This window comes from Arcanobacterium canis (genome assembly GCF_029625435.1).
GTDB lineage: Bacteria > Actinomycetota > Actinomycetes > Actinomycetales > Actinomycetaceae > Arcanobacterium > Arcanobacterium canis.
This window is the reverse complement of the sequence record NZ_CP121208.1, coordinates 159,857-182,449: the sequence shown is the minus strand read 5'-3', so window position 1 is coordinate 182,449 and position 22,593 is coordinate 159,857. Positions and strand designations below refer to the sequence as shown.

The following is a 22,593-nucleotide window of genomic DNA, read 5'->3' as shown; positions in this document are numbered from 1 at the left end:
TATATGGTGCCCAAAAAGAGCCTGTGGATTATTTATCCTTAACGAGCATTCCCAGTCGAACCATCCGCGTCACATCCGCTGCAATTTTTTCTTCGATCTGTTGTGCCTCTTGCCCGAGAAGCTGGCCAAGAGCAGCAGTAATCTGACCTGCGGACAGTTCACCGTCACAAACTGAAACGAATCCTGCGAGCTCCGTACCAGCAAGAACTTCTTCACCGAAAGAGTCCGTTTGAGTGAACTTGATCAGCCACGGGTCTTCCGCTCCCGGCGAATAAAAACGGTGTTCAGCGACGTCGATTGCCGTGAAATACGCATCTGACGGGAAATCGTCACGTGCCGCGAGGGCACGCTGGTTCCACACACGTTCCATGTATTGACGCGGATTTGCCGGAGCTCCCCCGCGAAGCTCGACGTGAACGTGTGCCGTCTCACTCTCCGGCGCTTCCTGAGCGCCCAAAAGGACATACCCAAAGCCAATTGCTTCAATTCCCCGATCACGGAAATCGCTGAGCCATGCCCGGTAGGCAGCAGAAAAATCTGGTGAATCAACCCTCAATCCGCCGTCGCGAATCCACGTCTCCACGTACTGTTCAGGGTCCGCAAGATCTCGTTGAACAATCAGTGAATCGCACGCCATCGCCCAGGACTCGGGACGAACATGCCATGGCTGACCGGCGGGGATTTCCCAATTTGCCAACAGATATCCGCGTCCGCCGGGTGCCATATGTTGAGAAATTCCGCGCACGACGTTTTCAACTAACGAATCACCTGCCAGCGACCCGTCACGATATTCCATCTCACCCAGAACGTCACGCACAGACGCAGGTGTAATAACGAACGGGGGATTTGACACCACAACATCGAACTGTTCGCCCAGTACCGGTTCAAACAACGACCCTTCCCGCCAATCGACCCTGACACCGTTAAGAATCGCATTGAAACGTGCAAAGTCCAGTGCGCGTGGAGAAATATCGGTTCCCACCACATCCGCTCCGGCAAGTGCAGCCAAAATCGCGTGGAAACCGCATCCGGTACCGAGATCGAGCACACGCCCGCCCACTGGGTAATCTGCCAGCGATGCTAATGTGCGCGTTGCGCCGCCGATACCCATCACATGATTCGCTTCCAGGCGTTTGCCAGCAAGCGCGCCAGAATCATGAGCAAAATACGCAGTTTTTCTCGGGCCAACCTCATAAGCAGTGATGTGAAAAGGGCAGGCATAACGCACGTTGTTTGCGTCGTCTTGCACTTGCACGTCAGATGATTGTTCCCCTTGACGCACGCGAGTAGTCGTAAGTAACGCTGAACGATCTGTCAACGACGGCAGCGCAATGGTCAGTTCTTCATCTGTGAGAGCTTCTCCGAGCAAGAAAAAACGAATCAGAAGAGATGCAGGATCAGTGTTCCCTTCGAGCGCTACCGACGCTGGAATTGGCATGTCACGTTGCAAAGCCGCGAGCGCCGACGCCGGAAGGCGTTTCTTCATGGCAGGCAATGTGTAGGGAGCAAGGTCAGCTGGATCAAACGGCAAAGAAGTGGTCATGGCATTCATTGTGACACGTCAACGTTGTGTGATGAGAGTTCATCTCTGGGCAAGGACGATGCGTAAATAAAAATGGTGATCCGTGATGGAGCACCTACCCTGAACACGATTTTCAGTGCAGACTTATTCGGTGGCTACTTTACTTGATGTCGTTCGCGCACACGGGGCGGATCAGATCACCGGAATCACACAGGTTCGCGCACGCTCCGCTCGTTTTGGTGAGTGGGGTGAATGGATTGCGCCTTCGGTGCTTGAGGCGTTATTCGCTGCTCAACTTCCTCAACCCTGGGTTCACCAGGCACATGCTTCCACTCTTCTTCACGAGGGACATCACGTGGTTCTGGCAACGGGCACCGGAAGCGGAAAATCGTTGGCAGCATGGGTACCAACCTTGAGCGCAATTGAGGAGAGCCGCGGTACTCATTCCTCACTTCGCCACCTCAAACGTCACCCCACCGCCCTGTACTTATCTCCAACCAAAGCGCTCAGCGCAGATCAAGAGCACTCATTGCGTGCTCTTGCGAACTCTGTGAACCCCCAGATCGGTATTGCAACAGTTGATGGCGACGCAGACGCTCCGACCCGCAGTTGGGCACGCGACTACGCCGATATTGTCTTGACCAATCCCGACTTCCTTAATCACGCGCTTCTCGGTTCCGCCCAGCGATGGGGACGCCTTTGGCGTGGTCTCAGTTTCGTCATCATTGACGAGTTCCACTCGTATCGCGGAACATTCGGTTCAAACGTCGCTCTGGTAGTTCGCAGACTATTGCGTCTGGCTCGCCACTACGGAGCAGACCCGAAAGTTATTTTCCTCTCCGCAACATGCGCCAATCCTGCTGAGAGCGCACAGCGATTCCTTGGCGATGCTTTTGGCCCTGTCATCTCCGTGACCGACGATGGTTCACCCCAAGGTACACGGCAGATCGTCACATTACAGACAGCGCCTTTGAGGGATGAGGACGCGAAAAGCCAAATAATCGTGCCGTCTCGTGATGGAGAGTTGACCGATGTCAAACGTCGAGCCGCAAACACAGAAGCAGGTGAACTCACTGCCCGCTTAGTAGCAAGCGGGGCAAATGTCTTGACATTCGTCCGGTCACGTCCGGCAGCAGAGAGAGTTGCCGAAGTCGCACAGGAGGCGCTTGCGCATCACGCACCCCACCTTGAGGGAAGTGTTGCCGCTTATCGAGGCGGTTATCTCCCCGAGGAACGACGTGATCTCGAGAAAAAACTACGATCAGGAGATCTTCGCGCACTTGCCACAACATCAGCCCTTGAACTTGGTATCGATGTTGCCGGGCTCGATGCTGTCGTCGTGACAGGATGGCCAGGCACTCATGCATCGTTTCAGCAGCAGATAGGGCGGGCAGGAAGAGCGGGAAAGAATGGACTCGCCGTGTTTATCGGCCGCGATAATCCGCTCGATCAGTATGTCCTCTCACATCCTGATTCTCTTTCGTCAACTCCAGCTGAAACAAATGTTTTTGATCCGACAAACCCGTGGATACTCTCTTCTCATGTGTGTGCAGCTGCAGCGGAGCTGCCGTTGACAGAGTCAGATGCGGAAATTTTTTCGCTTCCTGATTCATCCCTTTTCACCTCTCTTTGTCACGAAGGGCTGCTTGTTCACCGACCTACTGGCTGGTTTTGGAACCCTGCCACACGTATGTCGGCACACGCGCTCGTCGATATGCGAGGCGGAGGAACCACTGTGTCCATTATCGATTCTGAATCCGGCGCCCTTCTTGGCACCGTTGACGAAGGACGAGCCGAATCCACAGTTCACCCTGGGGCAATCTATCTCCACCAAGGCGTCCCGTATCAGGTGGAAAGTCTGGAGTCAGATCTCGCTTTAGTTCATCTTCACCGTGAAGATGAACTACGTACCTACCCTCGTGAAGAAACCCATGTCGAGATCCTTCAGACCCTGGACACTATGAACGCAGGTGCTGTGACGTGGAATTACGGAAAAGTGGTTGTCACCAAACGAGTCGTAGGCTATGACATTCGCAGAGTGAAAGACGGAATGTATCTGGGAATGGTTCCTCTCCACATGCCTCTTCATCAGTTTGAGACAACTGGATGCTGGTTAACGGTGAGGGACAGTTCCACACGCGAATACGGCATTGATGCCAGCGACTTAGCTGGGGCTCTGCATGGTGCAGAGCACACGATGATCGGATTACTTCCCCTTTTTGCAACATGCGATCGTTGGGACCTCGGAGGACTTTCAACCACCCTTCACGGCTCAACTGGTCAACCCACAGTCATTGTCCACGACGCGATGGCTGGCGGAGCCGGAGCGGCTGAGCGAGGATACGCGGCGGGAATCGACTGGTTGGAAGCCACCCGACAGACGCTGGAGTCATGCCCCTGTGAGGATGGCTGTCCACGATGTGTCCAGTCACCAAAATGTGGCAACAATAATTCACCCTTATCAAAGGCTGGAGCACTGAGGATTCTAGAACTGGCGACCACTGCTCTACAGCAACCTCATTCGGCTCTTTCATCATCAAATGAGAGATAGCTGACCGTCACCCAATCTACCGTTGTGTTGCCATGAATCATCGTGATACCGGATCCGGCACAGCACTATCTGGCCCGGCCACCGCTTCTGTTTTCAATGTTCCAGTCAGCCCTGAGAATCCAGACAGTAGCTGCGATTGGACAGTGACAACATCGCCCTCAATGACACATCGCGTGTCATAATCCTTCATCTGCTCATCGACCCACGCGCACGCTGCACTCATGCTCCCGGAATTGTGGAGTATCTGTGCAGCTGAAATCGCTGCCAAATCGGCAGCATTACGCATTCTGGTCACCTGAGCATTGAGGTTCATCGCTCCTAAGAGAATCGCAAAAACTGTCACTAATGCAGTAATTGAGCCAATTGCCACCGGCATTTTATTTCCCTCCTTGTTGCATATTGTCTCCAGATGACATTTCATATACTCCCGGCTCAACAACTACTCGGTGATTAGCCGTAAACGTCGTTCCAAAATATGACAGGACTCCACGTGCAGGCGCACTGACGCTGACACTGAGCAACTGCCCCGAATGCCCAATCACGACCTGCGCTTGTTCACCTGCTACTCGGCGTGCGATTGCCATCGCCTCAGATTCACTTGCTCCAAGCGAGAGCGCGCGACTCACTTCTCTCGCCGCAGTATCAGTTCTACTCACGCCTTGGGCGCCCACGATGCACGAGATGAGAATAAGCACAACTAAAATAACTGCAGGCACAATGACTGCAAATTCGGCAGTGACCATACCTCGTTCCCGTTTTACAGGGACGCGCCGTATCCTTGGCAGACCGCCGCGCAGCACAGACGGAATAAGAACGCTTGAGTTCATTCTTCAATCCCCTTGTCCTTTCACACTCCATTGCGATTGTTTCTTGTCAGGGCCACACAGAAATGGTTTCACGTGGCCCTAACATTCCCCGAGTGAATTAATGGCGGGGAGAGACGCACAGTTCCTCTCCCCGCCCATCCCTCAGATAAATGAGGAGAAGAGGGTCTTAAAGAGTGAAGCAATCAACTCCTTGAACCAATCCTGTTGGAAGATCCAAATCAAGACTCCAGCCGCAGACGTCGTCGCCACTGTGCCCACTGCGTATTCTGCTGAAACCATTCCGTCTTCCACTTTGCGTCCAGCGAGCTTTGCCCAGAGATTCTTCATCATTGTCGTGTCCTTTTCTTCCCCTGTGTCAGGGGATTCCGACCTCCGATAGGGAGGAATTTTTCTCGTATCTGACGCAATACCGAATGAGTTTTTCTCACTTTTTATTGCGACACATATATTTTGATTCATTTTGATGTCTATTAATTGCGTCAATTATTGGACTGTGGATGACAACAACACCAAGCTCCACTGTGGATAAACACTCTGGCCTCACATCACCTTCTGCGCAAAAGAGACGACCACCGGCACCACTCCGAGACAGATAAACGCCGGGAGAAAACACAGACCAAGCGGCAACACAAGCTGACTACCCAGTTTCGCAGCGGCCTCTTTGGCTCGACGCGCCCGTGTCACCCGCAAAGTCTGAGCAGATCTGTGAAGGAGCGGGACAGGTGCAGCACCGTCAATCCAGGCGGGTTCGAGCGCATCACGTAACCTGCGAAATCCTTCCCAGCTCCCTTCCCACGCCTCAGACCAACTGGCCCCCATCACGAGTCTGCCTGCCACTTCACTCAGCGACGTATCACGGCGAGGTTCTGCGTTTACTTTCCACAACCACGAACGCAGCCACCGATGAGATCTTCGTTCCTCATTACCATCGCGCCCCGAGGCAAGCGCATGATCAACGGCCCTCAAGCATGAAGGAATAGACACCCCCACACTCAGGGCTGCAATTGCCAGATCAAGCACAACACCGGGATCAACAACCCCGAGAGGCCGGACCGAACGTACCCGACGTCGTCCCGTCGGCACCCACCAGGCACTCGTTGCCAGAGCCAACAACACCCATATCATTCCACTACCTCTTTCTCCTGCGCGCTCTTCACCATCCGAACGACCATCCAAATACCAGCAAGCTCGAAAAATATTCCTGCACCCAGTACGACTTTCCCGACCGTTGTCTGTGCAAACTCGATGACGCTAATGCCGAGCATGGAAGCGAGGAAGATGCCGAATATTGGCAACGCAGCCAACATTCGGGCGCTCGTCATCGGCCCGGCAAGAGCAACGTCACGAGCAGACTTCGCTTCCCCTGTCTCAGTAATTCCGTCTGCGCAGGTTTCCAGAATCTCCGCCATCGGAGCGCCCGTAGCGTTCCCCATCCGACACACAGCGAACGTCGCAGGCAATGTGGCCGCAACGATCGCGCTCACCCCTAACTTCCGACGCCGAATCGACCCGGCATTCCACAGCTCCGTCAGTACCACCGGCACACCGTCGTTATCGAGCGCAGCTGTCGCACGAGTTTGAGCCACGCTCAATACCGAATGCCCGACGGCGGCGCTACCGCGATTTTTTTCGCGCCATATGTGAGGTTTCCAGCGCAGTCGGGGCGAAGGGCGGGTATCGACACCCGCAGAAAAATGGGATGACGGCCCCAACCCGACACTTTCTAGAGCGCTTGCCCACGCGTGTTCAATCGTGGCGCCCGAACGCAATCGGGTGGCAACTTGCGTCATCATCATGCCCATATCAAGCTCGTGTGTTTTTCGCTCTCGCCGAGGAAAAAGAAATATATGCCGCTGTGATCGCGTCTCGCGTGCTGCAACATTCCTCCGAGCCGCTCGAAGCGGAGGCACACTCACCCAGATGACGCCGAGTAACAGGACTCCCCACAACATCCACATCATTGTCCAGCCCCGCATACATCAGCCACAGTAATTCCCAGACGTTCGCAGAGCTTGCCTGCTCCAGGGCCGGCGATCACTCGATCGCTGGTGGCTCTTCTCCTCTCGACCGCTCCACTCCCGCTCGCCTCAACACAGAAAGCTTCCCGAGCCACCAGCTGCGAATGCACACGCTCAAGAACAGCAATTTGTGCCAAGAAACGCCGACTCCCTTGCCGTTTCACATGAATAACAGCGTCCAGCGCAGAAACGGCTTGAGCAGCAACAGTTGCCTCATCCATCCGGGCAAGCGCACCGAGCGCAGTCAAACGAGATGGCACATCCACCGCAGAATTGGCGTGAATAGTGGCCCATCCCCCTTCGTGGCCAGTGTTCAGCGCACCGAGCACATCACGGACTTCACCGCCACGACACTCGCCCAAAATAATACGGTCAGGACGCATTCGCATCGCTGCCCGCACTAAATCGCTCATGTTCACTTCGCCAACCCCTTGTACATTGGCCCGACGAACTTGAAGGTGGACAACATGTGGATGCGCCGGTGCTAGTTCGGCAGACTCTTCAATCACCAAGATTCGTTCATGAGGGGAAATGAGCTGAAGAATCGCATTCAAAAAGGTTGTCTTTCCTGCCCCTGTTGCACCAGAGATAATCGTATTTGCCTTCTGCGCAACAGCAGCGCGCGCAATCACTGCAAAACCTGCGGGAACAGATCTGTTGGCAACTAGCTCATCTAACGTCAGTTTTCGAGTGCGATGGGTTCGAAGTGAAATCAGTGTTCCCTCAGCAGCCAATGGCGGTACTAACGCGTGCAAACGCACCCCCGAAGCAAAAGTTCCGTCAACAATTGGTGAGGCATCGTCCAAGCGTTGACCACATCCTGCAGCGAGCCGAACCGCGAGCGCCCGCACGCCCTCTTCACTAGCGAGCTGAGGGTCAGTACACGAAACTTTTTCCATTCCCTTTCCCCGATCCACCCACAGCGCGCCAGGGCCATTGACCACAACATCAGTGACGGCTGGATCCTCGAGAAGAGGCCCAATAGTTTCACCAGCGCCTTCAATCTGGTGCCTGACAGCAATATCGAGGCCGGCTAACTCATCAGTGGAACGTACACCGACTTCACACAGCGCATGACTCATCGACACACCAGCCGCAAGGCGCCGGCGAATAGCATCCATTTGCGTCGGAGAAAGTTTCATCCTCATTCTCCCTTAAGGTAACGAACAATCTGTGCCACATCCTTTGCCACTGACGAGCGTTTGCGACTTCCTGGAGAAAGCCCATGATCAACGTCGGCGCTGAAGTTTCGCATTTGGGAAAGCCCGAAACATTGGCGTTCAAGAACACTGGCGATGTGCGCGAGTCTGCCTGCGGAACTCGTCGCCACAACCGGCACGGCGTTGTGCCCGATCCGCTCCAACGCAACTTTCGCCCCTGCTAGGCCGACTTCCGACGCCGGCATCATCATGACCACCGCATCGCACCAGTCGAGCACGCCTCGAGTTTCGCTCATCACCGCTGTCGCAAGATCAACGACGGTGATGGGGCAAATCTGTGCGACTGCAGAAATCGCACGGACACCCACGTCGTCTGTGGGAAAACTTCCGCGTTCATCGCTGGAGAGCACTCTGACGCCATTCCACACAGGAAGAGATTCGACGAGGCGCCCAGCCAGCAAGCCGCCGCTACGAGCGACGTCGGCCCAGCGCGTCCCTGATTGCTCGTGAATCGACAGCACCAAGTCGATTCCGGCAGAGGCGGGGTTTGCATCAATCAACCCCGTTCCCTCGCCACATTCGCGCGCGATCATTGCCGCGCAACTGGTGGTTCCCACGCCACCAGCGCTTGCGCACACTCCAATAACCTGACCGCGCAAGGTTGACCCCACTGACACCATCAGTTCAAGAATGTCGGCGGTATCGGTGCGCAAATCGAGGTCAACCCGCCCCTGCGCAAAGTACGGTGCAAACATTTCGTGAAAATAGGCCAGGACATGTCCGTCCCTCGCACCTTCACACGTAAAATTCAGCACGCCCACAGCGCCCGAAGTCCGCGTCACCTCAATTCCGACGAGCGAGGCTAGTCGCCCCAGTTCATCGAAAACTCTGTCAGCTGGGCCGTGATAGACGGCCGATTCGCAATTCAATGTTGTCTCCATGTAGGCACTCTTGCTCGTTACCCACCCGGTGCGCACCGCCGATACAACTCCTGTGGATAACTCCATTTTCCACAGAAGTTGTCACTCGCTTTTTCATCATGAGCACACTTCGCCGGGCGCGTCATCCCCCACAACCGGCGAAAACCCCGTTACCGTGGGAAAGAGTCGATATTCAGGAGGACACGTGAGCACGCCAACCGACCCCTATAACTCCACGAAGGGCACCCCCGCAGAGGACACCTTCCTTGAACCACTTGAGGAAGAAACCCCTGCTGGCGATTTACATTTTTCCCATCCTGCCCCGGAAAAACCCATTTCAGATGAGGCACCTGCTGAGCCGCTCGCCCCATTTCCAGCTCACTCCAACTTTGAGCGCCACGTTTGGGATAACGCAGCAAACGACGACTTTCCCGCTCGTGACGAGACTCAACACGATCCGGAAGATCACCGCAGCGGTGACACTCGTACAGCCAATCTCTCCGACGCCAATATTCCAGCAAATGACCATGCGGTGACACGCACTTCAGTCATTTCGGCTGCCAACATGGAATTTGCTCCTCTGCGCGAGTTTGAAGGTGAGGAAGCCTCTCCATCTACTGCGTCGGAATTCGAAGCTGCTCCAACGCGCCATGATGAGTGGACACACGCTCCTGAAACTCTCCCCGTCGTGGCGGATGCTGACTCTGAAACAACAGCGCTGTCCCCTTCCTCACTTGAGCCCAAGAAAAGCCGCGGATGGGCACACATCGGCTCCTTTGCCGTCGTCCTCCTTCTCCTACCCATCGCCTGGTATCTCCTTGAAGATTCGGCAGTGCGCCTCCAGACCAGTGCATTAAGCGATGCAGCTACCCTAAACACTCTAGGCCTGGCTGAATTGGTCGGAGCCTTTGCCACCCTTGCATTGATGTGGATGAACATCCGTCGGTCGGCACTTGGCGCTATTTTCTGGGGCACTCTTGTTGCAATCGCGGGGACAGTTGGCGTGTGTATGCCGTCGCTAGCGAAGCAGCTCACCGATACCATTGCCGATCCGTTCGGCACCTACAACGCCTTCACTGGCAACGTGGTGTATCACTTGACCAACTCTTCGGTCAATGGTCACCTCGCTCTATGTGGTTTCACTGTGATGATCACGGGAATCGTGGTTCACCGTACCCGATCACATCAGGCTGGGCCGACTCAGATGGACTTCGTCGGAGAATAGTTTGCCTGCCGATACATCCTGCATCACTCTCCCCGGCCCGTGGGAACACAAATTCGTTCAAGCTAACGGCGCCCAGTTCCACCTGGTACATATGGGCGAATTTTCCAAGGAATTGCCACTTGTCCTGTTGGTACACGGGTTTCCACAATATTGGTGGGCCTGGCGCCACCAACTCGCGCCGCTCGCCGACGCCGGTTTCAACGTTGCGGCAATCGATATTCGTGGCGTTGGCGGCTCCGATAAGACGCCCGGAGTGGTCGATTCCCTAACTCTTGCCGAGGACCTCGTCGCTCTGGTTCGCACACTCGGATACGAGCGTGCCGTCCTCGTCGGCCATGGACGGGGAGGCGGACACGCGTGGACAGCAACAGCTCTCGCTCCCGACCTCATTAAAGGCCTGGTCACGGTGTCATCGCCTCATCCGCGCACTCTCCAGCGAATTGGCTTCCATGTGACCTTCAAAACCTGGCGACATTCATTGTCCACCATCTTGCCCGTCACGGGAAAGAGATACTTAGCGAACTCGCAACGAGTAGAAGATTTACTCGTCGAATGGAGCGCGCCGGGTAATACGGGCGCGTCCGCAGAATCGCACAACTACGCTGCCGCAATGGCTCTTCCTGGAGCTGCGGGACTCGCCCTCGAACGATTTCGTTGGAGCTGGGCAGGGCAGTTACGAGCACGCGGACGCGAGTATTTATCTGTGTCACGAACCCCCGTGTCCTCCCCCGTCCTGGCAATTCGCGGCGAACTAGATCCGCTACTTCCCCCACGAGCCTGGGCCAGAGACGGCGATTTCGCTCACGGTTCGTACACAAAAGTCCAGATTCCTTACGCGGGCCATTTTGTTCCCGAAGAACAGCCGACGCGTTTTACCGAAGTTCTCCTGGGGTTCTTGAACGACTTGCGCCCATAACACAGCACAACAGCGTCGGCGCTATCCTTCTAGGAAAGCGCAATTCACCGTTAATCCAAGGGAAAAGACGGACAAAGATCTGCCAATGGACAGCGGTGACATTCCGGTTTTCGCGAATGACAGATGGCACGGCCGTGATCGATTGTGCGGTGACAGGTAATCGTCCAAATTTCAGGTGGAAGAAGTTTCGCGATTTCCATTTCGGCCTTGACAGGATCTGTCTGACGCGTCCATCCCCAGCGACGAGAAAGTCGCCCGACATGCGTATCGACCGTGATTCCCGGCTTTCCGAACCAGTTCCCTAGGACAACGTTCGCAGTTTTTCTACCGACGCCGGGTAACGTCACGAGTTCGTCAAGCGTACCGGGGATGTCGCCGTCGAACTTCTCAATAAGCCCGATAGATAGACCGTGCAGTGAACGCGCCTTGGCCCGGAAAAACCCCAACGGATGGAGAATTTCTTCAAGGTCTTCTCGGCGCGCTTCGGCCATGACATACGGGTCCGGGTAGGCAGAAAAAAGTGACGGCGTGACAGAGTTGACTCGCGCATCCGTAGTCTGGGCAGAAAGAACCGTCGCAACCAAAAGTTCGAATCCATTGGTGAAATCAAGAGCACACCGCGAATGAGGATAAATTTCAGCGAGGCGATCAGTGATTGCCTGTGCTTTCTCCTGACGCGCAGCATATGCGCGTGGGCGCGGAGGAAACTTCTCTTTCTTCACCATCAGGTTTGGCCTCCTTGTCTTGTCGCATTCCAGTCTAACGTGACAAGTTTTCTCCGACGTTGAACGAGGTCGAAAATTTGTGCAATCCGTGACATGATTAGATCAGTATGACCTCTCACACACCGGGTGACACGTCCGGTTCGTGCGCGGGGTGGGGAATTTGACCAGAAAGGAATGCTCATGGATTCCAGCGTTCTTGCGAACGTCGAGCTCTTCAAGGAGCTTACCGAAGAAGATCGCGTGGCGCTCGCTGCACTCATGTCGGAGACCAGCCTCAAGCGCGGCGAATCGCTCTTCCACGAAGGCGACGACGGCGACCGGTTGTACGTTGTGATCGAAGGTAAAGTGAAGCTCTCGCACACCGCCGACGACGGGCGCGAAAACCTCATTGCTGTTTTGGGGCCGGGGGAGATCATCGGCGAACTGACGCTGTTCGATCTGGGTAACCGTTCTTCCACCGTTACCTCGATTGCTCCGACGCACCTGCTGTCCCTGTCCCACAAGGACATGATGACCTACATCGAGGATCATCCAGCAATGGCGAAGGCAATGCTCAAAGAGCTGGCCAAGCGTCTGCGTACCACAAATGCTCAAATGGCAGATCTCGTGTTCTCTGATGTTCCCGGTCGCGTTGCCAAGGCGCTCCTTGATCTGGCAGAGCGCTTCGGTGAGCGCACGCCTGAAGGCATTTTTGTTGCGCACGATCTCACCCAGGAAGAGCTCGCGCACTTAGTCGGAGCTTCACGTGAAACAGTGAACAAGTCGCTTGCCGATTTCACTTCCCGTGGCTGGATCCGTCTCGAAGGTCGCGCTGTTTTGCTGATGCAGATCGGTCGCCTTCAGCGCCGTGCACACTGATTTTTCACTGAAATCATTGGTGAGGGAGGGAAACCCCATGGGGTTTCCCTCCCTCACCAATGTGAAACCACACACCGTGTCCCACACTGACGCCACTTGAACGGACGCCCATGACCGGCGTCGGCAAGGTGTTTACTCCTTGGGTCGCTTCAAATAGGCAACCAAAGATGTCTCGTTCGGCCCAGGTAAGACAGTGACAAGCTCCCAGCCCTCACTGCCCCAAGTGTCAAGAATTGCTTTCGTATTATGAATGAGCAACGGAATCGTCGCATACTCCCAAATAGTCATGACTCAAGACTAACCTGAGGCGATCACGCAGAGCGAATCTCCGTTAAGCGAGGGATCCGACCCTCGCGAATTTCTGAAATCACAAAATCATCAGATTCAGCCAGAGTGGATGACCAGCTTTCAACATCTGCGTATCGACGCAAGAGCACGCGCCGTTCGCGCTCGGTCATTCCGCCCCATACTCCAAAATTCGCCTCGGAATCGAGCGCCTCAGCCAAACATGTCAGCCGAACCGGGCACCGCGCACATAATTGACGCAGGTCACGCTGTGCCGCGCCGCGCACGAAAAGGGCATCTGGGTCTAGGCCCGCGCAGGCTGCTGCAGCGGTCCACGAAGTTTCTGCGTAAGCAAGAGACATACAAACTCCTCTGGCGTCATTGCCTTTTGAGTGGCCACATTTTCTGTGACTTATTCATATTAACGCCTCATTGTGCTAATAGCACACCGGAGCTTCACAAGAGTGGTACGCTATGAACCTTTGACGGTATTTGACACTGCAGTAAGACGCGAGATGGACGACACCCTCTCGCGAATGCACATAAACACAGTATCCTAGGTTTATGGCTGAAAACCGCAATCTGAGTGGACAATCGATTTTTGCCGCGATCGTGGCTTTCCTTCTGCTATGCACAGTGGGAGGATCCTTGCTCGCAGCAACTGCGATTCCTTTTACCGCTGCCACAGGCACCGCCGCAAACGCTGTGACGAGCACATTCGAAACTCTTCCCTCGAAGATCGACTTTTCTCATCCGTCAGAACAGTCCACGCTGTACTCTGCGGACGGCAAAAAGATTGCCTCGTTTTACTCTGAGAATCGCATCATTGTCGATTCCAGCCAGATCTCACCATTGATTAAAAATGCCGCAGTAGCAATCGAAGATCAGCGTTTCTATCAGCATCACGGACTGGATGTGAAGGGCGTCGTCGGCGCAATCATTAACAATGCCTCCGGAAATTCAATCGCAGGTGGCTCCACGATTACTCAGCAGTTCGTGAAGAACACCCTGTTGGAAGAAGGACGAATTTCTGGCGACACCAACCAGATCCAAGCAGCAACCGAACGTTCCTTGAGCCGTAAGCTCAATGAGGCCCGCTACGCCGTCGCCGTTGAAAATAAACTCAGCAAAGATGAAATTCTCACTGGCTATCTCAACGTGGCACAGTTTGGCCCCTCACAGTGGGGCGTCGAGGCAGCGTCCCAATATTTCTACGGAAAACATGCCAAAGACGTCACACTTCCCCAAGCTGCCATGCTCGCTGGCATTACCCAGTCGCCAGGAAAATGGAATCCTGTCAAGAATCCTGACCTGGCAAAGAAACGACGCGATACGGTCCTCGCCAAGATGAAGCAGCTCGGCATGATTTCCGAAAAGGACATGCGGGCAGCAATCGATACGCCGATAAAAGACATGCTCCACGTGACGTCGCCCGTTAACGGTTGTGCAGCCGCTGGCGACAACGCGTACTTCTGCGAACTCGTCACAAAGCAACTTCTCGAATCACCGATTTTGGGCAAGACTCGCGACGAGCGCCTTGCCGCTCTCTACCGCGGTGGTCTTCAGGTTCGGACTACTTTGGATCTGAAGAAACAAGATGCAGCCCACACCGCACTAATCACACAAACCCCGATCGATGACCCTTCCTCAATCGAAATGGCAATGACCTCCGTCGAACCAGGGACCGGCAAGATCGTGGCCATGGCGCAAAACACGCGCTATGGCAATCCCACTGATGAAGATCCTGATCAGACAAAGCTCAATCTCAATGTCGGAGAGGATATGGGAGGCGGAATTGGCTACCTCGGTGGGTCAACCTTCAAGGCCTACACTCTCGTGCAGTGGCTCAAGGATGGGCGCTCTCCTTTTGACTACGTCAATTCAACCCAGCGAACCTTCTCTCGCGATTCATGGAATATTCCCTGTGCTCCCGGATACGCCGACGAATATACGCCTCAGAATCTTGACGGCCTGGGGTATGCACGCGGCCAGCTGACGGTCAAAGACATCATTCGCCGCTCAATCAATGCTGGTTCCGTTGCCATGGGCAATAAAGAAAACTTGTGTGCTTTAAGCGATACGGTCACTGCAATGGGTCTCAAGCGCGGCGAGATTGCGCGTGAAGATTCTAAATCCTCTCAGTTCACTCGCAACCAGCGTGGTGACCTGGTCAAGAATGGTGAAATCCTTCCTCTCGATTTGAACCCGTCAATGCTCCTGGGCTCAAATGCCGTGACACCACTGGCACAAGCAACCGCGATGGCTACCCTCGCGGCCGAAGGAAAGGCCTGCAAGCCTATCGCTTTCACCGAAATTAAGGACACGAAAGGCAATGTCATCGGCAAGCAAGATCCGCAGTGCCGTCAAGTCCTCGACAAAGAAGTGGCGCAAAAAGCTACCTACGTGTTGAAGTCCGTTGTGGCACCGGGATACACCGGCGAAGAAGCTGTCCTCAAAAATGGACGTCCAGCCGCTGGTAAGACGGGTACCGCAAATAACGACTACGCTGCATGGTTTATCGGTTACACCCCTCAGCTTGCCACTGCTGTATGGCAGGGCCACATGGAAGGCCTCGTATCCATGTTCAACACTCGGATTAACGGAGTCTTCCACTCTGAAGTATTCGGTGGCCTCTATCCTGCGCGTGCCTTCAAGATGTACAACGACGCGGCACTCGACGGAATGCCGATTGTTGACTTCACAACTCCGTCAGACTTACCCGAACTCTCGCGTGGATCGGATTCGTCCTATGCGCCACAGTCAAGGACTCTGCGCCGCGTGGCTCCGGGGGATACACCATCCGCATCGGACAATGCGGCCTCTGACACCACACCGTCTCAAACGTCAAAGAAGAAGGACACGGCGAAGAAGGATGCTCCCAAGAATCCAGCCCCACGCCAAAATCCTCCGCGTGAAAAGCCTGCTCCCAACGCACCCAATTCTTCCCAAGACAACAGGAACTAAGTGATGAAGTTTTTGGCGGCCGCGGTCAGTGCCGCAGTAACAGCCGGCGCGACCGTCAGTTTGTTTGCGTATGCCCACGCACACCGCTACGTCGTGCGGCACAGGCGCCTCGATATTCCCGACGTCGCAGCGCATGTGACATCACAAGATGGCATTCCTCCCCTACGAATTCTCCATCTGTCTGATATGCACCTCGTCGCGGCCGATAAATCCCGAGCAGATTTTTTGCGAGCGTTGCGCCACGAAAACCCAGATTTCGTGATTACTACGGGCGATTTCGTGGGCGAGAATGCGGGAATTGAGGCGGTTCTCGATGCCCTCGATCCGCTGCTTGATCTTCCCGGCGCTTTCGTTTTCGGATCAAACGATTACTACGGTTCACGGCCGAAAAATCCTTTCTCGTACTTGATACGAGATTCGAGCAGCGACGGCCATGAAAATCGAGCAATACTTGATTCACAGCGGTTACGCAGCGGGCTGACCGATCGCGGATGGTTCGATCTGACGAACACGACGGCTACAACAACAGTGGCCGGACACGATCTAGAACTATTCGGCGTCGATGACCCGCATATGGGACGCGACCGAATGCCACACCTTGACACGCGCCCCGACGGCGTGCTTCGCATCGGCGTAACACATGCTCCATACATCTCGGTGCTTGATGAGATGCACGCAACCCAAGCTCAGATCATCTTCTCAGGCCATACGCATGGTGGCCAGGTATCACTTCCCGGTGGGCGAGCATTAGTAACAAACTGCGATCTGCCGACCCCCTTCGCACACGGACTTTTCCAGTGGCCACCGAGCGGCAGGATCCTTACCGCCGACGGCGACATGCGCTTGCCGTCAGGCGCCACCGCAGTCTCGCTGTCGGCGGGGATCGGCACATCTCCGTATGTGCCACTGCGGCTTTTTACTGCACCCGAAGCGATTGTGCTCGATATCTACAGATAAGAATGCGAGTGTTCTGCGCCACTCAATTTTGCGTTTGGTATTTTGTTGACGAGTCGGCTAAAATAAACGAGTTGCAACAGCAACGGGGTGTGGCGCAGCTTGGTAGCGCGCTTCGTTCGGGACGAAGAGGCCGTGGGTTCAAATCCCGCCACCCCGACCAAATATTCCCGGTATTTCAGCGAAAACGGATACCGGGATTTTTCTTTTCTTCAACGACGCTTTAGGACATTAGTCCAAGCTCTCACTTTATAGCCGCATGGCCCGCTGCCCCGCATCAAGGAAATGACAGCCACGCTATTATTGTCAGCCACACTCCCCCTGTAGACTTGAGATATCATCGCATGTAACAAGGAAGTAGAATCCCATGCCGAAGATTATCGGTTCAAATTTGGCTGAGCATCGCGAACGGACTCGGGATGCTCTTTTTGGGGCACTCCAACGCCTCATGGAGGAGCGCGGTTTCGACGGTATTACGATGTCGGATCTCGCACGTGAAGCAGGGATTGGACGCACAGCGATTTACAACCACGTTCATGACAAAGAAGACCTCCTGATGGAATTCGTCGCCCACGAGATCTCGGTCTATGTTGAGAACGTCCAAAAGTCGCTAGCAACCACCGCAAATCCCATCGATCAACTTCGAATTTTTGTCCGTTCACAGCTTCTCCAGGAACGCGCTTACCTGCGTGCTCCTGGCCCACCACTTATCCAAGTTGTCTCGCCGGAAACTGCACATCAGATGGGCAAGCATATTGCGCAGTCGTCAAAAATTCTTCGAGGAATCATCCACGCGTGCATCAATAATGGTCTCGCCCCTCAGCAAGATGTTGGTATCGCCATCACATTGATTAACGGCGCTCTAACCGGGCGCCGTATCCCAAAAGAAGAGCCGGAACGTTCCATGTTTTTCGATGCCGCCGAACGATTTGTCGTGCGCGCGATTGGAGCAGACGCGGACGGAAAGCTCACAGATCTCGGACCAATTCCGGCGTGCTCCTGGTAGGTATGGGCCTCGGCGTTTGCTCAGGCCCACACACATTCTTGAGGCTCTTTATTCAGCGCGGATCTCGTTGACCTTTTCGCGTAACGCTTCAGGAGAAATCAAACGCGGTTTCGCAGGGTGCCCAGCAGGCACGAAAGTCGCAACAGAACCATGCCTAAGCGCCTCATAGCGCGAGGGAACACCAAGCACACCCTGAGCATAGGAGATCAGAGGATGCGCAGGATCGTATACCTCATCAAGTACCTTGTACAGACGATCACGATCGCTCTCCTGCCGTGCTGACACAACAAATTTGACGACGTCGGCGCCAACCTCACGCATCTCCTCGATCATCAATTGCATCACTTCATCGTCCGGAGTATCGGCACTCTCATGGTGAGAGACCATCGTGGCGTATCCGGCATCTTTTGCACGCCGAACGAACTCTGCAACCTGAGGCATCGTGAATTCACAATCAATCGCCACACGTTCAGGATCCACTTGCAGACGCATCAACACGTCGAAGAGCTCAGCGAAGAGTAAGCGCACACGCCCGTCGCTCAGCTCAACAGTGCCACCCTCGCCCAAAGTCCGGATCGTCAACAAGAACGGCAAATCCGTACTCGCGAGCATTTCGGGGATCATGTCTTGCGCGATCGCGGTGATTGACGGGTTCGGATGGCTTGCAATCATAAAATCGATTCGCCATTCAAAAATATCTGCAACGTCGCAACTGTCAGCGATCTCTTCTAGCACCACTGCCTTCGTCGTCCCGACGAGCGGCACCACGATTGAATCTGGCCCAAACTCCATGATCCTCCTTCCGCTTTGACCATGTTACCTAATGACGCCTCTCGCACCTCTTTTCTTCCCACAACGCGAGCAATGGTATCCACAATGTGAGCACATACCGACGCAATTCAGCGACAACGTCGGCAAAAATTCGTCCGCAACACTCGGCGTGTTTTAGAGTGGTCACTAAGGAGGAGAACGTGAGCGTTAACGACTTTTTCACAAACAAGCCCGAAAGCGATACCCCGACATCGTCGTACAGCGAAAATCCACAACCGCATTCGATGAGTCCGCTGGCTGCCGCCGTCATGACCGGGAAACGCCCCTTATACCTCTTAATTGGAGCTGCAGCACTCTTCGCCCTCGTGATCACTTTGGTTTTCTCGATGGTTATTTTCCAAGGACGGAATTTAGCTGGTTCGACTCGCGCGCCACAAGCGTCTGCTTCTGAAAACGCGAGCACACCCCCATCGGCGCAGGCCACGGCGTCAGAATCAACCCAACCCACACCATCGCCCGATACCCCAGCCGCGATTGCCCAACGTACAGGATGCGATTCACCAACTGCCGACGCGGAAAAACTTTCAGCCTACGTCTCGCATGTCGCCGCAGAGGGCGCGTGGAATGACGAGAACAAGAACGCTGTGACTGCTGCTCTCAAGGACATCGACTCCCACTGCCCGAAATCGTACTCGTTAAGTTTGCTTGGTGCCCTGGCCGATTCGCAGATCGCTCCTCAGCTCAATGCGCTTGCAGCAAACGGAGCATGGATCACGCCGGCACGGCCACTTCCTCAAGGTGGCATCGTGGCAACGAACTTCACCTCACCGGCGAAAAACATTCACTGTGCTATGTCTGGCGAAAACCTCATGTGTTCGATCAATGTTTACGATTACCCTTCCACTCCCCCAAGTTGCGAGGGAAAGACGCAAACCTACACACTCACCCCCAAGGGAGAACTCAGCAAAGGATGCCAAACCAAAGTCACGGCGACGAAGGTGCTCGACTACGGAAGCTCTGTCAGCGTTAAGGGCTACGGATGCACTGTCGAAAAAGATGGAGTGACCTGCTGGAACGCGCTCTCCGGGAAGGGATTTTCCCTCAAGCGAGCCTCGGAGAATCTGTTCTAAATCATAGAGAAGTTCGCCTGGCTCGCTCGTTCTCTGCCCTAGACTGGCCACATGAAGTTTTCCATCACGATTATTTTTAACGCGATCGCCTTATGGGTGGCTACGGCTCTCCTGGCTGGTATTTCCCTCGACGGCACGTTGAAAGCCGGCTCGGTACTGGCCGGACTTGGTCCCACTGGTTCACGCATTGTGTACTTTGTGCTTGCAGGCCTTGTCCTCGCCTGCGTCAACGCACTTGTCCGCCCGGTAGTGAAATTGCTGTCTCTACCGTTTTACGTCCTCACACTCGGCCTGTTCTTCGTGGTCGTCAATGCTCTGATGCTCAAACTCACCGCCTGGATCACTGCATCGTTCGATCTGCACCTTGTGGTCACCAATTTCGGGTGGGCATTGCTTGGCGGCATCGTCGTCGGTGCGGTGAACTGGGGACTTCGCGCAATTTTTGCCGAAGTCGAGACCCTGAATTAAGAAGGACCAACGATGCTCCCCACACTATTCGTCTACCAAAGCGCTGTCCCACCAGCAGACTCCCTCTCCGGCGTCGCCGCATGGGCGGTGTCCGTTATGGATGCTCTGGGTGGCCCAGGCATCGCTTTTATCATTGCCATCGAAAACCTTTTCCCGCCTCTCCCCTCAGAGGTCTTCCTTCCATTGGCGGGTTTCACGGCACGGCAAGGAAACGCATTCTCGTTAACCGGCGCCATCGTCTGGGCAACGATTGGTTCCGTTCTCGGGGCTATCGCGTTGTACTGGATCGCTCGGTGGTTTGGCCGCGAGCGCACCCGCTTCTTCATGTCTAAAATCCCGTTCATGAAGATGAGCGACGTGGATAAAACTGAAGCGTTCTTCACCAAGTACTCCGGGCTTACGGTATTTTTTGGCCGCTGCCTACCGATATTTCGTTCCCTTATCTCTTTGCCGGCGGGCGTCGTGAAGGAGCCCTTCGTAAAGTTCGTCCTGCTCACAGCAGCAGGCTCAGCGATCTGGAATACGGCACTGATCTACGCCGGCTACACGCTCGGCGCCAACTGGAACAAGGTAGAAGCGGTGGTATCACAGTTCTCCACAGTGATTGCGGTGATTGTGGTACTCGCGATTGTGTCGTGGTTCGTTTTCCGCATATGGAAACGCACTTCACGAGACAACTGATTTTTCTGAGACGACGGGGGCAGGTGAGATACTTGCCCCCGTCGTCTCACCAGCGACGCGGCCCGAAAACCAACAAGAATTACCCGAAGATCTGGCATAACCGGTAGTCTGGAGGCAGTCTTTTCCAAGGAGGATGTGTGTTCACCTATCTGCTTCCCGTCTCTGATTCTCAGGCGGATTCCTATCTCAACGAAGGTTACGAACTGTGCGGCGGCTATGCCGTTGATGCCAATGACGGCCGTCGGGTCTCTACGCCTGCTGACCTTATTGACCTGTGCTCAGTGCGTTTCCCCGGCACCCCTTTCGCTGATAACAAGGCAATTCACTATCTCGAGATCCCATCGGATCCATTTGTCCAGACTCGTGTCGCTGCTGGCCCGCTCACCGACGGAGCTTTCCAAGGCGGCGTCGTCGATCACGCACCTTTCGACGGCTCGGGCGTGGCAAAGGCGAACGGGATCGAAACCTCACTGTTGCTCGTTGACCCCACTCGAATCCCAATCGGCTCCAAGCTCTATCGCCTCGACGTCAATGGCCAGCGCACACTGCTCGGCGTGTATCACGGAATCGCATGGGGTTGGGAGAATGTCGCAACCGGGAGTTTCAAGGCCGGTATCCCCTCCCAATTCATTGGTGCGGTTGTCACGCGTGAGTGGGGTTCTGTCCCCGCCGACGTCGAAGTCAGCGAAGCTGGTGAGCCGGTATCGGTCACTCTCGTTTCGCCGTCGGAGCCTGAGGCCGAAGACGGCTTCGAAGAGCTGGAAAGCGGAATGTGGGCGAAGCGCATCGCCTATGAGGATGACCTCGACGTTCACACCGATCTCATTATGGGTAAGCTTTCGGGTATTCCGGTGCGTGCGATTCGCGGAATTATCACTCCAGAAGACAACTTTGCGTTCCAGGTCGTTTCCCTGCTCACCGATGCCCCCTACTGTGAAGGCGCCTCTTTCCAGCGTGGCACCACCGGTTGGTTTGCCGCCGTCGCGGAGATCGAGGCAATCGAAAACCAGATACGTCAGCAGGCTCGTCCCGCAGGTTGGGATATGAGGGACCGTCCGGCAGTGACGGTGAGCGAAGAAAACGGAGTCGATATCAACAACGAGGAGTGGCTGTTGCAGTCAGCCACTGCCCTGATCGTGGCAACTGCTCCTCCCACATGGAAGGAAGAGTGGGTGCGTGCTCAACTGGTGGGAAGCTCCACGATTTGGGACGGCATGGCACTTCTCGATGAGGATCGCGGAGCACGTCTGCGCGTTGTCCCGACAGCGGCGTTGCTGTACATGCGCCGTTTGAAGGAAGTGTATGCCGCAGCTGGCAAGCCAGCCTTCTTGCAAATCGTGATTCAAGTGGCAAATGACGGCAACGCAAACCTCAATCTCAATTCCGCTTCCGAGCCAGAGTTCGCAACTCAGGTAGATCCGCGGGAATGGATTGCTGAACTTGCGGCGTTCACTCATACGGACGAGGTTCTTGAGTGGATGCTGCCATTGGCAGGCGTACAAAAGCTCGAGGAGCTCGAACTGCCCTCTGTCACACCAGAGCAGTTGCGAACCGATGATCTCGCTGGGGGAATTACTCGCGCCGCAGACACGAGTGAGAAGTAATTTTTCAG

Annotated in this window: 23 protein-coding genes and 1 tRNA gene; 12 read left to right on the top strand and 12 right to left on the bottom strand. The window is 55.0% G+C overall.

Annotated features, from left to right (window positions below; genetic code table 11):
* Positions 1-28: 28 nt before the first annotated feature.
* Positions 29-1,543, bottom strand: a complete 1,515-nt coding sequence (locus P7079_RS00785; RefSeq protein WP_278012946.1) for a methyltransferase — start codon at positions 1,541-1,543, stop codon at positions 29-31.
* Positions 1,544-1,673: 130 nt separating this feature from the next.
* On the opposite strand from P7079_RS00785, the gene P7079_RS00780 reads away from it, so the two are divergent.
* Positions 1,674-4,073 (top strand): DEAD/DEAH box helicase, encoded by a 2,400-nt coding sequence (locus tag P7079_RS00780; protein WP_278012945.1) that lies wholly within the window; start codon positions 1,674-1,676, stop codon positions 4,071-4,073.
* Between the two features lie 37 nt (positions 4,074-4,110).
* Here P7079_RS00780 and P7079_RS00775 read toward each other — a convergent pair whose 3' ends face one another.
* From P7079_RS00775 to P7079_RS00745, 7 genes are all read right to left on the bottom strand, one after another.
* Positions 4,111-4,449, bottom strand: a complete 339-nt coding sequence (locus P7079_RS00775) for a hypothetical protein (protein WP_278012944.1) — start codon at positions 4,447-4,449, stop codon at positions 4,111-4,113.
* A gap of 1 nt (position 4,450) precedes the next feature.
* Positions 4,451-4,900, bottom strand: a complete 450-nt coding sequence (locus P7079_RS00770) for a TadE/TadG family type IV pilus assembly protein (RefSeq protein WP_278012943.1) — start codon at positions 4,898-4,900, stop codon at positions 4,451-4,453.
* 141 nt (positions 4,901-5,041) lie between these two features.
* Complete coding sequence (locus P7079_RS00765; RefSeq protein WP_278012942.1) at positions 5,042-5,230, bottom strand: DUF4244 domain-containing protein; 189 nt, start codon at positions 5,228-5,230, stop codon at positions 5,042-5,044.
* Between the two features lie 210 nt (positions 5,231-5,440).
* Positions 5,441-6,025, bottom strand: coding sequence for a hypothetical protein (locus P7079_RS00760; protein ID WP_278012941.1), 585 nt, complete (start codon positions 6,023-6,025; stop codon positions 5,441-5,443).
* Entirely contained in the window at positions 6,022-6,696 is a 675-nt protein-coding gene (locus P7079_RS00755) for a type II secretion system F family protein (RefSeq protein WP_278012940.1), read from the bottom strand. Before P7079_RS00755 ends, P7079_RS00760 begins: the two co-directional genes overlap by 4 nt.
* Positions 6,697-6,857: 161 nt before the next feature.
* Positions 6,858-8,060, bottom strand: coding sequence for a TadA family conjugal transfer-associated ATPase (locus P7079_RS00750; protein ID WP_278012939.1), 1,203 nt, complete (start codon positions 8,058-8,060; stop codon positions 6,858-6,860).
* Positions 8,061-8,062: 2 nt separating this feature from the next.
* Positions 8,063-9,019 carry a CpaE-like family protein gene (locus tag P7079_RS00745; RefSeq protein ID WP_278012938.1) on the bottom strand — a complete coding sequence of 319 codons (957 nt, stop codon included), beginning with the start codon at positions 9,017-9,019 and terminating at the stop codon, positions 8,063-8,065.
* A gap of 184 nt (positions 9,020-9,203) precedes the next feature.
* Here P7079_RS00745 and P7079_RS00740 point away from each other — a divergent pair, with 184 nt between their 5' ends.
* A complete protein-coding gene (locus tag P7079_RS00740; RefSeq protein WP_278012937.1) occupies positions 9,204-10,223 on the top strand; it encodes a hypothetical protein in 1,020 nt (339 codons plus the stop codon).
* Between the two features lies 1 nt (position 10,224).
* Positions 10,225-11,139, top strand: a complete 915-nt coding sequence (locus P7079_RS00735) for an alpha/beta fold hydrolase (protein ID WP_278012936.1) — start codon at positions 10,225-10,227, stop codon at positions 11,137-11,139.
* Positions 11,140-11,189: 50 nt separating this feature from the next.
* Here the strand turns inward: P7079_RS00735 and nth are convergent, their stop codons facing one another.
* Entirely contained in the window at positions 11,190-11,864 is a 675-nt protein-coding gene (nth, locus tag P7079_RS00730; RefSeq protein WP_278012935.1) for an endonuclease III, read from the bottom strand.
* Positions 11,865-12,044: 180 nt separating this feature from the next.
* Between nth and P7079_RS00725 the strand changes: the two genes are divergently transcribed.
* On the top strand, positions 12,045-12,722 hold the full coding sequence (locus tag P7079_RS00725) for a Crp/Fnr family transcriptional regulator (RefSeq protein ID WP_278012934.1): 678 nt from the start codon (positions 12,045-12,047) through the stop codon (positions 12,720-12,722).
* A 132-nt stretch (positions 12,723-12,854) separates the two neighbouring features.
* On the opposite strand, the gene sp36 is transcribed toward P7079_RS00725, so the two are convergent.
* Together sp36 and P7079_RS00715 are read right to left on the bottom strand one after the other, a co-directional pair.
* Positions 12,855-13,010: a Sp36 family protein gene (sp36, locus tag P7079_RS00720; RefSeq protein ID WP_278012933.1), complete on the bottom strand. Its 156-nt coding sequence runs from the start codon at positions 13,008-13,010 to the stop codon at positions 12,855-12,857.
* A gap of 23 nt (positions 13,011-13,033) precedes the next feature.
* Positions 13,034-13,369, bottom strand: a complete 336-nt coding sequence (locus P7079_RS00715) for a WhiB family transcriptional regulator (protein WP_278012932.1) — start codon at positions 13,367-13,369, stop codon at positions 13,034-13,036.
* A gap of 202 nt (positions 13,370-13,571) precedes the next feature.
* Between P7079_RS00715 and P7079_RS00710 the strand changes: the two genes are divergently transcribed.
* From P7079_RS00710 to P7079_RS00695, 4 genes are all read left to right on the top strand, one after another.
* Positions 13,572-15,971: a transglycosylase domain-containing protein gene (locus tag P7079_RS00710; RefSeq protein ID WP_278012931.1), complete on the top strand. Its 2,400-nt coding sequence runs from the start codon at positions 13,572-13,574 to the stop codon at positions 15,969-15,971.
* A 3-nt stretch (positions 15,972-15,974) separates the two neighbouring features.
* On the top strand, positions 15,975-16,928 hold the full coding sequence (locus tag P7079_RS00705) for a metallophosphoesterase (protein WP_278012930.1): 954 nt from the start codon (positions 15,975-15,977) through the stop codon (positions 16,926-16,928).
* Positions 16,929-17,011: 83 nt separating this feature from the next.
* Positions 17,012-17,088 (top strand) — tRNA-Pro (locus P7079_RS00700).
* 204 nt (positions 17,089-17,292) lie between these two features.
* A complete protein-coding gene (locus P7079_RS00695) occupies positions 17,293-17,931 on the top strand; it encodes a TetR/AcrR family transcriptional regulator (protein WP_278012929.1) in 639 nt (212 codons plus the stop codon).
* A gap of 48 nt (positions 17,932-17,979) precedes the next feature.
* Here P7079_RS00695 and P7079_RS00690 read toward each other — a convergent pair whose 3' ends face one another.
* Positions 17,980-18,723, bottom strand: coding sequence for a type I 3-dehydroquinate dehydratase (locus P7079_RS00690; protein ID WP_278012928.1), 744 nt, complete (start codon positions 18,721-18,723; stop codon positions 17,980-17,982).
* Between the two features lie 179 nt (positions 18,724-18,902).
* Between P7079_RS00690 and P7079_RS00685 the strand changes: the two genes are divergently transcribed.
* The 4 genes from P7079_RS00685 (at position 18,903) to P7079_RS00670 (ending at position 22,585) form a co-directional block, all read left to right on the top strand.
* The gene (locus P7079_RS00685; RefSeq protein ID WP_278012927.1) at positions 18,903-19,832 is read left to right on the top strand and encodes a hypothetical protein; all 930 of its coding nucleotides are present in this window, start codon (positions 18,903-18,905) and stop codon (positions 19,830-19,832) included.
* 51 nt (positions 19,833-19,883) lie between these two features.
* On the top strand, positions 19,884-20,300 hold the full coding sequence (locus tag P7079_RS00680) for a phage holin family protein (RefSeq protein ID WP_278012926.1): 417 nt from the start codon (positions 19,884-19,886) through the stop codon (positions 20,298-20,300).
* 12 nt (positions 20,301-20,312) lie between these two features.
* On the top strand, positions 20,313-20,981 hold the full coding sequence (locus P7079_RS00675) for a DedA family protein (protein WP_278012925.1): 669 nt from the start codon (positions 20,313-20,315) through the stop codon (positions 20,979-20,981).
* 137 nt (positions 20,982-21,118) lie between these two features.
* Complete coding sequence (locus P7079_RS00670; RefSeq protein WP_278012924.1) at positions 21,119-22,585, top strand: hypothetical protein; 1,467 nt, start codon at positions 21,119-21,121, stop codon at positions 22,583-22,585.
* The last annotated feature ends 8 nt before the right edge of the window (positions 22,586-22,593 follow it).